Annotated in this window: 18 protein-coding genes; 12 read left to right on the forward strand and 6 right to left on the reverse strand. The window is 45.2% G+C overall.

What is annotated here, in order from left to right; translation table 11 throughout:
• Positions 1–30: 30 nt before the first annotated feature.
• Complete coding sequence (locus R7Z10_RS05230) at positions 31–873, forward strand: YdcF family protein (protein WP_225491670.1); 843 nt, start codon at positions 31–33, stop codon at positions 871–873.
• On the opposite strand, the gene R7Z10_RS05235 is transcribed toward R7Z10_RS05230, so the two are convergent.
• A complete protein-coding gene (locus R7Z10_RS05235) occupies positions 863–1,519 on the reverse strand; it encodes a hypothetical protein (protein WP_005374025.1) in 657 nt (218 codons plus the stop codon). The two genes, R7Z10_RS05230 and R7Z10_RS05235, sit on opposite strands and share 11 nt — an antisense overlap.
• Positions 1,520–1,768: 249 nt before the next feature.
• Positions 1,769–2,035 (reverse strand): DUF333 domain-containing protein, encoded by a 267-nt coding sequence (locus R7Z10_RS05240; RefSeq protein ID WP_318104228.1) that lies wholly within the window; start codon positions 2,033–2,035, stop codon positions 1,769–1,771.
• A gap of 277 nt (positions 2,036–2,312) precedes the next feature.
• Between R7Z10_RS05240 and R7Z10_RS05245 the strand changes: the two genes are divergently transcribed.
• On the forward strand, positions 2,313–2,831 hold the full coding sequence (locus R7Z10_RS05245; RefSeq protein ID WP_005374021.1) for an NUDIX hydrolase: 519 nt from the start codon (positions 2,313–2,315) through the stop codon (positions 2,829–2,831).
• A gap of 435 nt (positions 2,832–3,266) precedes the next feature.
• Here the strand turns inward: R7Z10_RS05245 and R7Z10_RS05250 are convergent, their stop codons facing one another.
• The 4 genes from R7Z10_RS05250 to flgA all read right to left on the reverse strand — a co-directional run bounded on the left by R7Z10_RS05250 (position 3,267) and on the right by flgA (position 5,667).
• A complete protein-coding gene (locus tag R7Z10_RS05250) occupies positions 3,267–4,013 on the reverse strand; it encodes a lytic transglycosylase domain-containing protein (RefSeq protein WP_054576173.1) in 747 nt (248 codons plus the stop codon).
• Positions 3,994–4,431 carry a flagellar export chaperone FlgN gene (flgN, locus tag R7Z10_RS05255; protein ID WP_005374018.1) on the reverse strand — a complete coding sequence of 146 codons (438 nt, stop codon included), beginning with the start codon at positions 4,429–4,431 and terminating at the stop codon, positions 3,994–3,996. Before flgN ends, R7Z10_RS05250 begins: the two co-directional genes overlap by 20 nt.
• Positions 4,432–4,451: 20 nt before the next feature.
• Positions 4,452–4,733: a flagellar biosynthesis anti-sigma factor FlgM gene (flgM, locus tag R7Z10_RS05260; protein ID WP_005374016.1), complete on the reverse strand. Its 282-nt coding sequence runs from the start codon at positions 4,731–4,733 to the stop codon at positions 4,452–4,454.
• Positions 4,734–4,869: 136 nt separating this feature from the next.
• Positions 4,870–5,667, reverse strand: a complete 798-nt coding sequence (gene flgA, locus R7Z10_RS05265; protein WP_005384406.1) for a flagellar basal body P-ring formation chaperone FlgA — start codon at positions 5,665–5,667, stop codon at positions 4,870–4,872.
• A 77-nt stretch (positions 5,668–5,744) separates the two neighbouring features.
• On the opposite strand from flgA, the gene flgB reads away from it, so the two are divergent.
• The 10 genes from flgB to flgK are packed head-to-tail and all read left to right on the forward strand — an operon-like array spanning position 5,745 to position 13,763.
• Complete coding sequence (gene flgB / locus R7Z10_RS05270; RefSeq protein WP_005374013.1) at positions 5,745–6,107, forward strand: flagellar basal body rod protein FlgB; 363 nt, start codon at positions 5,745–5,747, stop codon at positions 6,105–6,107.
• A 2-nt stretch (positions 6,108–6,109) separates the two neighbouring features.
• Entirely contained in the window at positions 6,110–6,544 is a 435-nt protein-coding gene (flgC, locus tag R7Z10_RS05275) for a flagellar basal body rod protein FlgC (protein ID WP_005374012.1), read from the forward strand.
• Positions 6,544–7,227: a flagellar hook assembly protein FlgD gene (gene flgD / locus R7Z10_RS05280; protein WP_005384410.1), complete on the forward strand. Its 684-nt coding sequence runs from the start codon at positions 6,544–6,546 to the stop codon at positions 7,225–7,227. The genes flgC and flgD overlap by 1 nt, the downstream gene beginning before the upstream one ends.
• Positions 7,228–7,254: 27 nt before the next feature.
• A complete protein-coding gene (gene flgE / locus R7Z10_RS05285) occupies positions 7,255–8,451 on the forward strand; it encodes a flagellar hook protein FlgE (protein ID WP_017635110.1) in 1,197 nt (398 codons plus the stop codon).
• Between the two features lie 12 nt (positions 8,452–8,463).
• Positions 8,464–9,195 carry a flagellar basal-body rod protein FlgF gene (gene flgF / locus R7Z10_RS05290; protein ID WP_005374009.1) on the forward strand — a complete coding sequence of 244 codons (732 nt, stop codon included), beginning with the start codon at positions 8,464–8,466 and terminating at the stop codon, positions 9,193–9,195.
• A gap of 24 nt (positions 9,196–9,219) precedes the next feature.
• Positions 9,220–10,005: a flagellar basal-body rod protein FlgG gene (gene flgG, locus R7Z10_RS05295; RefSeq protein WP_005374008.1), complete on the forward strand. Its 786-nt coding sequence runs from the start codon at positions 9,220–9,222 to the stop codon at positions 10,003–10,005.
• Between the two features lie 32 nt (positions 10,006–10,037).
• Positions 10,038–10,709, forward strand: coding sequence for a flagellar basal body L-ring protein FlgH (flgH, locus tag R7Z10_RS05300; protein WP_017635111.1), 672 nt, complete (start codon positions 10,038–10,040; stop codon positions 10,707–10,709).
• Positions 10,709–11,830 carry a flagellar basal body P-ring protein FlgI gene (locus tag R7Z10_RS05305; protein WP_017819770.1) on the forward strand — a complete coding sequence of 374 codons (1,122 nt, stop codon included), beginning with the start codon at positions 10,709–10,711 and terminating at the stop codon, positions 11,828–11,830. The genes flgH and R7Z10_RS05305 overlap by 1 nt, the downstream gene beginning before the upstream one ends.
• A gap of 10 nt (positions 11,831–11,840) precedes the next feature.
• On the forward strand, positions 11,841–12,389 hold the full coding sequence (locus R7Z10_RS05310) for a rod-binding protein (protein WP_005384422.1): 549 nt from the start codon (positions 11,841–11,843) through the stop codon (positions 12,387–12,389).
• Positions 12,390–13,763: a flagellar hook-associated protein FlgK gene (gene flgK, locus R7Z10_RS05315; RefSeq protein WP_005374000.1), complete on the forward strand. Its 1,374-nt coding sequence runs from the start codon at positions 12,390–12,392 to the stop codon at positions 13,761–13,763.
• Positions 13,764–13,765: the final 2 nt, after the last annotated feature.

Genomic DNA, 13,765 nt, shown 5'->3' on the forward strand with positions numbered 1-13,765 from the left:
AACACTGCCAACTAAGCGCGAGATTTTAAAATGAAGTTAGACAACATCGTCATCGTTTTAGGTAAACGCCTCGTCAATAACAGGTTGACCTCTGAGGGCATAACCAGAGTCGAAGCTTTGTCTTGTAGGACTGCATCACTACCGATAGAGCGAACGGTGATTGTTTTTTGTGGCGGAGTAACGCAAGGACAAAGCGTTTCTGAAGCAGAGGCGATGTACGCGTATTTTAGAGCCCTAAACACAGACTCTGTGAATCCGTTCCCTGAACGTCATATACTCTTAGAAACGGAGTCGTTGAACACGTTTCAAAACATGCGTTATGTTTCCCAAGTTTTGTGCAAAAGTGGGTTGTTCGAGTTATGGTCGGGGCATCCGGTTGAGGTTATCTTGCTGTCTAATGACTACCACCTCGAACGAATCATTGATATCCAGAATTTGATGGATGAGCAAGGCTTATTACGAGTACTTAAATCCGATTGCGAATCCATGGGGGTGACCCTCAATATTCCACTGGATATCAGCAAACATATTAGCGTGCCATACCCACATAAAGGGCTTATGGCGGAGACATTCTTGCTACTCGATGAACTCACAACCTACCGAGTTTATTTAGAAGGGGTCAAGCATGGCGTATTTTTCCGAGATTTATCAATTGTCCGAAAAAAGCCACTGATGATCGCAAGAGATGCTATTCACAAATTGCTCTCTTTCCCGCTCGATAAAGAGGCTTTGCAAGATATTGAAGAAATGAAAAAGGCCGTCGAAATGACGGCCTTGGATGAATCTGTAGGTGCTGCGGAAAAGGCATTAAGTATCTTCCATCCGATACTGACTGCATTGAACCGTCGCTTTGATCCTGAGTCTATTCATTAAGCTCGCGTTTTGTACGGACGGCGCTTAATGCGATCAAACAGTAGCAAAGCAGTTCTATACCTTCTTCTGAGATATTTTTAACATCACGGATGTAATTTTCATCCATCACTTGTTGCCAAAAACTGCCCATACCATACAAACGAGAGAAGACTAATAATAGCATCACAGCGCCTACTAATAGCTTCATATGTGGCACCGTTAAAATGGTCGCCATTTCGTTCATGGTACCTTTACCACCTTGGTAGGCTTTGGCGCAAGCCAGTGCGGTGACAGCAAGTGCTGGGAAAACCCAAGAGCCATGATGAATCATGTCTGTCCAATAGTCCGTTTCGCGAATAATAAGTACTGCAAAAAATCCTGCAATCAAAATAGCCGCATGCTTTAGCTGAGGCTGTTGTTTCGATAAGCTGAAAAACGACCATGATGCAATAGCAAGCATCACAAGCTGGAGCGTTTCTGTAACGGAAAGCTCGCCAAGGCTTGATCCCAACACGACATAATCAAGACGAAGACTAAGGTTAACGAGAATACTGATAGCGACAATCATCAAGGCGTTTAAACTCGATTTATAAATAATGCGCTTCGATTTTTCAGTAACAACGTTGCTTGGGGCTGACTCGGCTTCTTTTACTATTTGTGTTTTCATCTTGCTCACCTGTCCCAGAAAATGTGGAAGAAATGTGAATTAGTGTGATCTGTGTTTGGAATTTTATTGTCCAAGTGGAAAGTTATGTCAGGGGAATGTCAAGAATAGAACACTGTTCGATATAGGGTCGATGTGCGGTAAAGTCAGAGATATGTAAAAACAACGTAAGAACACTTTGATAAATCAAATAAAAAAGGAGCCCAAAGGCTCCTAAGTGATAGAGGGAAGGTGACGTATCGATAAAAATAATTAGTAGTTGTCACCCTCATTTTCTTTGTGATTCTCGCTATAGTATTCCCATTGCTCGACGCGTTCATTGTCCGACAGCACACAGTAAGTGACACGTTCGCCGTTTTCCGACACGGTATCCAGCTCACCACCTTGCTGAACACAGTATACGGCTGCGGGATTTGCAACGGAGGTATACTCAGTTGATCGGGTCGCTCCCTCGTAAGTTGAACAACCAGCCAGTACCAATGTTGCAGCCATAGCCATCATTAAATTTGTCTTTTTCATTCTTTATCTCCGCATGGGGTGGGCGAGTATTGTATTGATTATAGGCAACTTTAAGAGATTATTGTCTTATCGATGTTAAAAGTAAGAGGGACGTATAAGAATTTAGATATTCTCATTTATTGCTGATTAGCACGTCACACTTCTGTTCTTGGCGTATTGTTGTGAAGGTCATATCAATCACTTCCTGACAAGCGCTCGAACGTACCTGGCCTACAACAATGATTTAAAGTGTGAAATTCGGTAATATGCGCACAAAACATTGACCGTGGTATTTTCGATGAGACATTTAAAATCGACCGTTCATCCAGACATAGAGCATTTGGATGACAAAATTGTTTTTCAGCGCAATGCAGCGCGAGCCATTGTACTTGATGGTGAAGATGTGCTGTTGCTCTATACAGAACGTTACCATGACTACACGCTACCAGGCGGTGGTATTGATGATGGTGAAGATGTCATTGCTGGATTAGTCCGTGAATTAGAGGAAGAAACGGGCGCCCAAAATATACATGGTATTAAGCCTTTCGGAATCTTTGAGGAGTTTCGTCCGTGGTACAAGGATGACGCTGACGTGATGCACATGGTGTCGTATTGTTATACATGTAAAATCGAACGTGAGCTAGGCGAAACGGCGTATGAAGATTACGAAGTTAAAAATGGAATGCGCCCGGTATGGATGAACATACACGAAGCAATTGCACACAATGAAAAAACGATGGCAGAAAGCCCGAAAAAAGGCATGAGCATTGAGCGCGAAACGTTTTTACTTCAGTTGATTTCTAAAGAATTACTATAAACAGCTAGTTTGCATCATTACGACTTAGCTTCTGTTGGCTCTATTGTGGGCAAAGATTTTAGAGCAATAAAAAAGTCCGGACTCCCCCCCGGAACCCGGACTTATTCCAGACGCGCAAGCGAAGCGTCATCTTGATATGTTAGATTTGTTTCGAACTATGAAAACAATAGCTGTTTTACATTTAGTGTGTAAATAATTATTAGGTCTGACCATTGGTTTTCATGTTTTTTTGCAAACGCAATGTGACGCATATCTACCCAATTGCCAAGCGCAATTGGGGCGCTTTTTAGTAAACCACTACTCTTTCTTATCTTTGAGATACCTTACCTCAACTTTTTTGCACACGTTTGCATAGAGATCACGAGTTTTCAAATTCGCCGAACAGGATCTTGTAATTTTACGTTTCTCTGACATTGAGCTCTGTCGTAGCTTTTATCACAAATTAACTAGCGGAGGCAGTCGGCTAAAGTCGACCAGCGGTTGTGAAATCATAGGAGCGTCTGGAGCAAACAAGAGTAAAGGTTGAAATGATGAGGATTGTAACTGACCGATATCTATCAACTTTTCCAATGCATAGAAGCGGCTGACATATTGGCGAGTCTCGTTAGGCAGCGTGAGTTGTTGGAAATCTCGACTTCCTGCTCGCTGAATAGCACGTGCAACACGTCCTTCTCCGGCATTGTATGCAGCTAAAGTGAGAGCCATATTTTGATCGAATTTGTTGTATAAAAACGCCAGGTACTTGAGCGCGGCCGTTGTGCTGGCTTCTGTGTCAAAGCGATCGTCTTGTTTTGTATTTATCGTTAATCCGAATCGTTTCGCTGTGGTTGGTATCAATTGCCAAAGTCCGGCGGCGTTAGCGTGAGAAACGGCTTTGGGGTTGTAAGAAGATTCTAACATTGGCACTAAGGCTAGGCTATTTGGTAATGAGTGGTTTTGAAGCTGTTTGAAAATGTGGTTAATTACCGGCTTGGATGAATCGAGACGCTTGGCAATTTGTGGTTTGTATGGTGCTAATACTTGATACTGCGTTTGAATATCGACAGCATTTGGTTTTGCCTGGCATGTGATTGGAAGGTAGGACAGAAAGGCAATAAAAATAAAAAGGCCTACAGTACTCAGCCGAGATGGCGACTGAATCTGTAGGCAAGACGAACATCGTTTAGAACGATTTATCTTCATAAGTGTGTTGCACAGGTTGTTTGAGTTGACTGACCAACTCATGGAACGCCGCAGAGCTGTGGCCATTGCTCTGATTGTATTGTTGGCACTGACTTACCAACGTTTCCAATAGCGCCCATTGTTTTCTAGCTTGCATACCTATTTGGGCAGGCAAAGCATTGAAAATTCGTTTTACGCTGGCGTCATTACACGCTAACCCCAGCGCTCGCATACACTGGCTTCTGTCATTGGCGGAGCGGCTGAGTTTATTGAGTATCGGCATTTGTTTCTGAACATTGTCGTTCAGTGCCTCTCCATCAAACTTTAAGTACAATACCTTTTGCTGCTGCAGCAAAGGAAGCAGTTGTTGATAAAGCTTAATATCCTCAGATATAGAGCGAACAAATTGTTGAATTCGCTGCGATACTGCGCTTGCCATGATGTCTTCCTAGCGTTTTATTACTCGTGACCTGTATGGAACTGCATGATTGCCTTGGATAGCACTTTTGTATCTAGGCTAAGTTCACCACGCGCTAATGCGTTGCGTACTTGTTCTACTTTTTCCATATCAACATCAGGTAGTGATGCCATTTCAGCTTGAGCGCGATCTATCGCTACGGTATTCGCTTGAAATGCAGGCTCGTGTACTTTGCTCTGTTCGACGACGTCGACAGGCTGTTTGCTTGCTTGCTGTAATTTTGTTTGTGGGACATGACCGCCCGCGACTTTGTCGATTTTCATGCTGTGGTCCTCATCATCATGTTCTAAATTAAGTAGGCGGTTCGAATGTGATAAACATTAAATATTTTTTTTGTACTCGAAGTTCAGTGTTACTGACGAGAGCCAAAATTAAAAAATGTTACCCCGAGTCCAAAAATCAAAATTGAGTATGAACCTGGTTTAATCCAGTTACGACTGCTCTTATGACCTTGCCCGAACTTGGGTTTTCCACGTCAATTTGTTGCCCTTTCGCTCCATCTTCTAAGGCGACTCCTTTTGTGCTGGCACTAAATCCATTTTTGCTCGCAATGACTATGACTTCATTGCCTTTCTCGATTAGAGGTGGGGCCGACAAATTGGATGGATTAACCACTTGTCCAGCCCGCAAACGACGAGAGGTTTCTAAGCCTACTGCTTGCTCGGGGCGAGTATAAAAATCGTCTTGGCGAGAGATGGTTCGGGTTTCAAGCTTTATGTGTTTAGCCGTTACGACTTCATTTCGGCCAACCGTGGTTGTCGCGACCAAAACAGGCAGAGTCAGCGAAGACTTTATCGTAACGTTAATTCGCCATGGTGATGCGATATTGTCGCAGCTGACTGAGCGCTTGAGGTTACCGACTGGCAACGTGTTGTTGTCACGACCTGTGATAACTAAAGGCGATTCACATTCTGGCAAGTGATTGGCTGAACCGGGCACCCACATGTCGAAGTCCAGTTTGTACTTCCCCCACTGATTGGAGAGCGCTACGCGATCCACCTCTTGTTCGAAATCCGTTGCTACAACGGACCTTATCTCTTCAACGCTTAGGGTTTTGTCATTGGTGTTGGCGAATGCTTGTTCTGATGTCAAAGCGAGTAACGTCAGCATTATTGTTGAGGAAGTGGACACTTTCCTCTTGTTTTTAATGCTTTCCGAGAACCGGAAGTTTGGCTTCCATCCTTGTTTGTAAATCATTGATATATATGGCTATTTTTTATGGCACGTATCTTGTTTGTATGTTGGCGTATTCGAGCCAACTGTAAGGAAGATGCATGGCGATCACATTTGAAAATGCTTTAGGAGTACATCCAGAGGCACTTAATTTTCGCGTTCAGCGTACCAAAGTCCTCGCCAGTAACCTAGCAAATGTTGACACCCCTGGGTATTTGGCGAAAGACCTAAGTTTCACCACCGTAATGAACCAAGTAACGGCAGGTGGTGTGAACAAACCGGTGCCAAAGTTCCAGGTTCAGGCCCAATACTCGGTGCCTTACCAGAATAGCAAAAATGGCAACACCGTAGAGCTTGGTGTTGAACAAGCAAAATTCACGCAAAACAACATGGACTTTCAAACTAGCCTGACGTTTCTCAACATGAAATTTAATGGCTTAGCGAAAGCGATTGAGGGACGTTAATTATGTCATTCACTGATATTTACTCGATCACTGGTTCCGCGATGACAGCACAAACTGTGCGTCTGAATACGGTAGCCAGTAACTTAGCAAACGCAGATGCAGTATCTGCAAATCCAGAAGATGCTTATAAAGCGCTTAAGCCAGTATTTGCGACTGTGTACCAAAAAACGCAAATGACAACAGAAAATGGAGCTTATCCCAATGCAGAAGTTCGCATTGTTGACGTTGTTAAAAATGCTGGAGATGCAGAGAAGCGTTTTGAGCCGAACAACCCACTGGCTAATGATGAAGGCTATGTGTTTTACCCAGATATTGATGTAGTTGCTGAAATGGCAGACATGATGTCCGCAACACGCAGCTTCGAAACGAATGTTGAAGTATTAGCCAATGTAAAAAGTATGCAGCAAGGTCTGCTTAGATTAGGGCAGGGTAGCTAATGAGTATTGCACAATACACCCCTTTATCGTCTGACGCTCCAGTAAATACAAAAGCAAAAGACAGCAACGGTATCTCACCAAACCCTAAAGACATGAACAGTGCTTCTTCATTGGAGAATGAGTTTATTTCTTTGATGGTGGCTCAAATTCAAAACCAAGACCCACTTAACCCCCTTGATGGTACGGAATACGTTGGTCAATTGGCTCAGTTCTCGCAGGTACAAAGTACCGAGAATATGTCTAAGACAATGCAACAGAGCATGGTGTTACTGGACAACATGCAAGTGCTATCAACAGCGGGCCTTGTTGGGCAAACGGTTTACGTCAACGCGGATGAATTTCAGCTTGGTGAAGACGTACAAAACGGAAAAATCGAACTCGCTCATAGCTCAAACCAAGTCACGTTAGTTGTTAAAGATGAATTTGGTCAATCAACTAAAGTGCCACTAGGTGCTCACGGCAAAGGTGACGTCGACTTTTCAATTAATCCTGAAGAACTTGGTCTTAAACCAGGCAAATACTCAGTGGCCGTAGAAGTGCAAGAAGGGCAAGCAAGTCCAAATGTGCTGATGGCAGGCACTGTTGAGCAAGTGCGCATTCCTAATACCGGTGGCGCAGCATTAGTCAATGTCCATGGCGTTGGCAACGTTCCTTTCTATCAAATCACTCAGTTTGGTGCTTAACCAAATACGGAAATCAGAGGTCTATTTATGAGTTTTAACATCGCACTAAGTGGTCTGGACGCGACCAACACAGAGCTAAACACAATCAGCCACAACATTGCCAACGCATCAACGTATGGTTTTAAAGGTGGGCGCACAGAATTCTCCGCTGTATACAACGGCATGCAACCTGGTGGTGTGGAAGTCGCGTCAATTTCACAGAACTTCGACAAAGACGGCAGTATCACAGGAACTGGCCGTGCGATGGACCTAGCTATTAATGGCGGTGGCTTTTTTGTTACTAAAGATAATATGGGTCAAATGTTGTACACACGTTCAGGTGTGTTCTCAACGGATAAGAACAACTTTGTTACGGCTAACAGCGGTGCAAAGCTTCAAGGTTACAGTGTCGATAGCAACAACAACCTAATGACAGGTTCTGTGGGTAATATTCAGGTATCGACTTCCTCACTGAATGCTAAAGCAACAGACAGCTTAGATTTTGTTGCGAACTTCGACGCAAGCGCGTCTGTTATTGATAAAGCCGTAACGCCATTCAATCCAAAAGATCCAAGCTCATTTAACTCGTCTTACACAACAAAAGTCTACGACTCATTGGGTAACTCGCACACGGTAACTCAGTACTTTACTAAGACTGCTTCTAACTCGTGGGAAGTGAACGTTCAAGTAGATGGCGGTACGACGCCAGTAGCAACTGTGCCTGTAACGTTTGGTAAAGATGGCTCGCTTTCAACACCAACTGCGCCGTTTAATGTTTCATTCCCTGCAGCAGGCGCGAACGCGATGAGTGTAGACATTAACCTGAAAGGCAGCACGCAATTTGGTGCAGCTTTTGGCGTAAGTACTAATAGTCCTAACGGTTACACATCAGGTGAACTTGCAGGTGTACGCGTTGAAGGTAACGGCATGGTTTACGCGACTTACACTAACGGCCAATCACAGCTACAAGGTCAGGTTGTTCTTGCTGATTTTGCAAACACACAAGGCTTAGCGAAAGTGAGTGGAACATCATGGACTCAAAGCTTTAGCTCAGGTGCTCCAATTATGGGTGTTCCGGGTTCAGGTACGATGGGTGACCTAACTCCGGGTGCATTAGAAGGTTCTAACGTTGACTTAACCAGCGAGCTTGTTGCTCTAATGACTGCACAACGCAACTACCAAGCAAACGCAAAGACAATTTCTACCAGCGACAAGCTTACTCAAGCTTTGTTTAACGCGGTGTAATGGGAGTTTTGCATGGATAGTTTGTTATTTACGGCAACGTCGGGTGCCAGCCGAGTTCTTAAAGCGCAGCACGTTCGTTCAAACAACTTATCAAATGCTGATACTGCGGGTTTTCGAGCGGATATGGAGCGTGTGCGTAGTGTAGAGATGCAAGGCCCAGGTTTTGATGGTCGCACTATGGTTGTGACCAACTCTGCCTCAACACGTTTCGACGCTGGCGATATTGTGAAAACAGGACGTCCGTTGGACGTTGCGGTTATGGGTGAGGGGTATCTCTCTGTAGAAACCCCAGCGGGTAACGAAGCTTACACCCGTGCAGGCAATATTCAGGTCGATACTTTTGGCGCTCTAACAATCAATGGGTTCCCTGTCCTCGGTGACAATGGTCCTTTGGTTGTGCCGGATTATCAAAAGATTGAAATCAGCGAGCGTGGTCAAGTCTCAGTGATCCCACCAGGTGGCGGCGCAGAAATTGTGGCAGGCACTTTGAAGTTGGTTAAACCGGAAATTAATCAACTGCAAAAAGAGAGCGATAGCTTGCTGCACAGCGTAGATGGCGTGCCATTCGCGGCAGATGAAACCGTGCAACTCTCTCCTGAGCACATTGAGGGCAGTAACGTATCTGCTATTGATGAATTGGTTAGTGTGATGTCGCTGACGCGCAACTTTGAAATGCAAGTTCGCATGATGAAAACGGCGGAAACTTTAGCAAAAGCTGGTAACAAATTAATGGCGGCGAGCTAAGTCTCGCCCCGCAAGGAGTAAAAAATGCATTCAGCATTATGGGTAAGTAAAACAGGCATGGCAGCGCAAGACACGAAGATGACTGCCATTTCTAACAACCTAGCAAACGTAAACACGGTTGGCTTTAAGCGTGACCGAGTTGTATTTGAAGATCTTTTCTACAGCATTCAGCGTCAACCAGGCGCTCAAGTAGACCAAGTTAACGAACTACCAAGTGGTATTCAGCTAGGTAGCGGTGTTCGCGTTGTTGGCACACAAAAAGTATTCACTCAAGGTAATACCCAAAACACAACGCAAGAGTTGGATCTTGCTGTAATGGGTCAGGGTTTCTTTCAAATAGAAAACTCGGACGGACAGATCATGTATACACGTAATGGTCAGTTCCATAGAAACTCAGAAGGCTTAATGGTGAACAGTCAGGGCCTGCCTTTAGAGCCTCAAATCCAGATCCCAGACAATGCGGTCTCTTTCTCTGTGGGTGTTGATGGCACCGTGACTACAACAACAGCAGACGATCCAACACCTCAGCAGCTTGGTCAAATTACACTTGCAAAATTCATCAATCCAGCAGGCTTAGAGGCCATGGGTGGCAACTTATTCCGTGAAACGGAAGCCAGCGGTCCAGCTGATGAGCTGATTGCAGGAGCTGATGGTGCCGGCATTATCAAGCAAGGTGCACTGGAAGGGTCAAACGTACAAGTAGTAGAAGAGATGGTCGACATGATCACCACTCAACGTGCGTATGAGATGAATGCGAAAGTGGTCTCTGCTGCAGATGACATGCTGAAGTTTGTTTCGCAATCAATGTAAGTATGAAATTGGTGATGATGAAGGAAAAAGCAATGAAATGGCTTTCTAAGAGTTGGGCAGTAGCCGCCGTGTTGCTGGTGGGATGTGCTGGCCGTCAGGAATTTATTCCGCCTGAGCCGAATGCTGAGGAATATGCACCACCAACGCTCGATTACACGCTGCCGGAAACCCAATCTGGTAGCCTTTATCGTCACCAATACACGATGACCCTGTTCCAGGATCGTCGTGCTTACCGAGTTGGCGATGTATTAACGGTTCAATTATCAGAAGAAACCTCATCGAGTAAAAATGCGGGTACTAAGTTCGGTAAAAGTTCAGCAATTAACTTTGTGGCGCCGACCATAGGCACGAAAACTATCGATGAGTTAGGGGTTAGCGTGGATGGCAAACGTAACTTCGATGGCAGTGCATCAAGTTCACAAGGCAACAAGCTTCAAGGTGCCATTACGGTAACGGTACATGAAGTATTACCTAATGGCGTATTGCGTATCAGCGGTGAAAAATGGCTTCGTCTGAATCAAGGCGACGAGTTTATTCGTCTAACCGGTATCGTCCGTGTGGATGATATTAACCGCAGTAACCAAGTTTCTTCTCAACGAATTGCTGATGCAAGAATTACCTACGCAGGTCGCGGAGCGCTAGCTGACAGCAACGCAGCCGGGTGGCTAACTCAGTTCTTCAACAGCCCATGGGTACCTTTCTAATGAAGACAATGCAATCTTTCTTTATGTCTCTCCTATTGGTGTTGACCTTGGGACTACCAGGCACTTCACGTGCTGAAGCGGAAATTCCGATCATGGACTTGGTCGATGTTCGCGGCATTCGAGAAAACCAACTGGTTGGTTATGGTTTGGTAGTTGGCTTAGCCGGCCAAGGTGACCGAAACCAAGTGAAATTTACCTCTCAATCTATTACCAACATGCTACGTCAGTTTGGGGTTCAAATTGATGACAGTATGAACCCTAAGCTACGAAATGTGGCTTCTGTGAGTGTGACAGCGTCCGTTGACCCAATGGCAGGCCCAGGACAAACGTTGGATGTGGTTGTGTCTTCAATCGGTGATGCAAAGAGCCTTCGCGGTGGTACGTTATTGCTAACGCCTTTACGTGGTATTGATGGCGAAGTGTACGCGATTGCGCAAGGTAACGTGGTTGTGGGCGGCTTATCTGCAGAGGGGCGAAGTGGCTCCAAAGTAGAAGTAAACACACCAACGGCGGGTCGCGTTCCGAATGGTGCGACTTTAGAGAGAGAAATCAAAACCGATTTCAACCAACGTGATGAAATCACCCTAAACCTGCGCAAGCCTAGCTTCACTACAGCAAAAAATATTGCGCGTGAAATTAACAACACTTTTGGACCTAACGTTGCAGTTGCGATCAATAAAGCGCGCATTGATATGCGTGCACCAAAAGATACACAGCAGCGTGTCGTCATGATGTCGATGCTTGAAGAAATGAGCGTCGTTGAAGGCCGTAAACCTGCTCGTATTGTCTTTAACTCTCGCACTGGCACCGTAGTGATCGGTAAGAGTGTCAAAGTGAGTGAAGCAGCAGTAAGTCACGGTAACTTGACCGTGCGAATTTCTGAATCACAACAAGTTAGTCAGCCTAATGCGTTTGCAAATGGCGATACGAAAGTCGTTAACCAAACGGACCTTGATGTGAATGAAGATCTTGCTCAGATGGTGATTTGGCCTCCAGGCACGGAACTTAACACCATAGTTAATGCGGTAAATAGTTTAGGTGCCACGCCTACAGACTTGATGTCTATCCTGCAAGCTTTGAGTGAAGCGGGTGCATTGAACGCTGAATTGGTCGTGATATAAGGAGTTAAGGATGAAGCTAGACAGTACCAATGAACAAACTCAGTTAAATTCGATGCTTTATCACGACAATAGTGCATTGGCTAACATCAAGCATAGTCGTGATCAAGAAGGCGCACTTGAAGTCGTCGCAGGTCAATTTGAGGCAATGTTCCTACAAATGGTGTTACGCCAAATGCGCAGCAGTAGTGACGCTCTTGCTGATAAAGACAGCCCGTTTGCCAGTCAGCAACAAGGGGTGTTCCGTGATATGTATGACGGTCAGCTGGCGATGGAACTAGCAAAGAAACAGAGCTCAGGCATTGCCAATATGCTCATCCAGCAGCTGAGCCCGTCTATGCGTGAGGTTGCTTTCGATGCTGCGCGCAACATCTCATCCGCTAACGATGGTAAAGGTTCGAATTCTGAATCTATCTCACAAGTAGATTCTAAAGAGGTGGAGAAGAATTCAAGCCTATTTAATACCGCTTCTCAAGCCGTCGCCTCTGTTAAACAGGTATTCGGTGAGGCCGGTATGACTACCGCGTTTTCTCAGCCGTTGATCAGAAAAATGGAGCTGTAAATGAACCTAGTTAATATTGCCCTTTCAGGTTTAGGCGCGAACCGTGTGGCCCTAGACGTAACCGCGCAAAACGTGGCAAACGTGAATACCGTGGGTTACAGTCGTCAACAAGCGTTGATGGCGTCTGTCGATGATGGTAAAGCCAATCGCTTAAGTCCAGGTTTAGGGGTAGAAGTCACTAGCATTCGCCGCGTTACTGATCAATTTCTGATTAAGCAAACGTGGTCGACTAACAGTATGGCGGCATACGCATCTGGATACACCAGTAACATGAGTCAGCTGGAGAATACGCTTGGTGCCGATGGTTTCAGTATATCGGCTGGCTTGGACTCGCTAAACGCTGCGCTTAACGATGCGACCGTTAAGCCGGAATCCATACCTTACCGCCAGCAGATCATTAACGAATCTGAAGCTTTGGCCCGCCGTTTTAATACGCTTACCGAATCTTTATACAATCAACATAAAGACATGAGCGATCAACGTAATGCAGCGCTTAACCACGCGAATAGCCTTATGGAAAATATCGCGAAGGTGAACAAGCAACTGGTAGAGATGCAAGGTACAGGTGGTAACCCATCACAGTTAATGGATGAACGAGATAGGTTAATCGGTGAGTTATCTCAAACCATTGAAATCAAAACAACACAGCAGCATGACGGCAGTGTTCAGGTCACACTAACCTCTGGTCAACCGCTTGTGATGGGTACGGACCATGGCAAACTGGAAGCCATTCCTGACCCGAGTGATCCTTACTTGGCGGACTTACACGTCACGTTCTCGAATCAAAGTTTTGCGATTGGTGACTCGCTTGGTGGCAAATTAGGTGCGATTAATGACTATCAAACCGAAGTGTTGAAACCAAACCAATTGGCTCTGAATGACATGGCGAAAGCTCTCGCGGATGAATACAACGCCGTACTTGCGACTGGCAAAGACTTAAATGGCAACCCAGGTAAACCTTTGTTCAGCTATGACCCAGCAAACCCTGCAGCCAGTTTGGATATTACCAAGCTAACTCCAGATGAGCTTGCGTTCTCAAGTGATGGAACACCTGGTAACGCAGATGCGTTGCAATCATTGATCGAGTTAAGCAACAAGCCAGTGGCGGTATCAGGTTACGGCTCAGTAAGCTTGAACGATGCCTTTAGTTCAATGGTGGGTCAAACCGCAATTAAAGCACGCCAAGCTAATGCTGATTATCAAGCGAAGTTAGCCATGAACAAGCAAGCGCACGCAGCTCGCGATAATGTTAGTTCCGTAAACAGCGATGAAGAAGCGGCTAACCTAATGATGTTTGCTAATGCGCACAATGCCAACATGAAAGTGATCAGCACAGCAAATCAACTGCTCGATTCTATTCTGCAGTTATTCTAAGA

The organism is Vibrio sp. Vb1018 (assembly GCF_033338775.1).
Taxonomy (GTDB): Bacteria; Pseudomonadota; Gammaproteobacteria; order Enterobacterales; family Vibrionaceae; genus Vibrio; species Vibrio alginolyticus.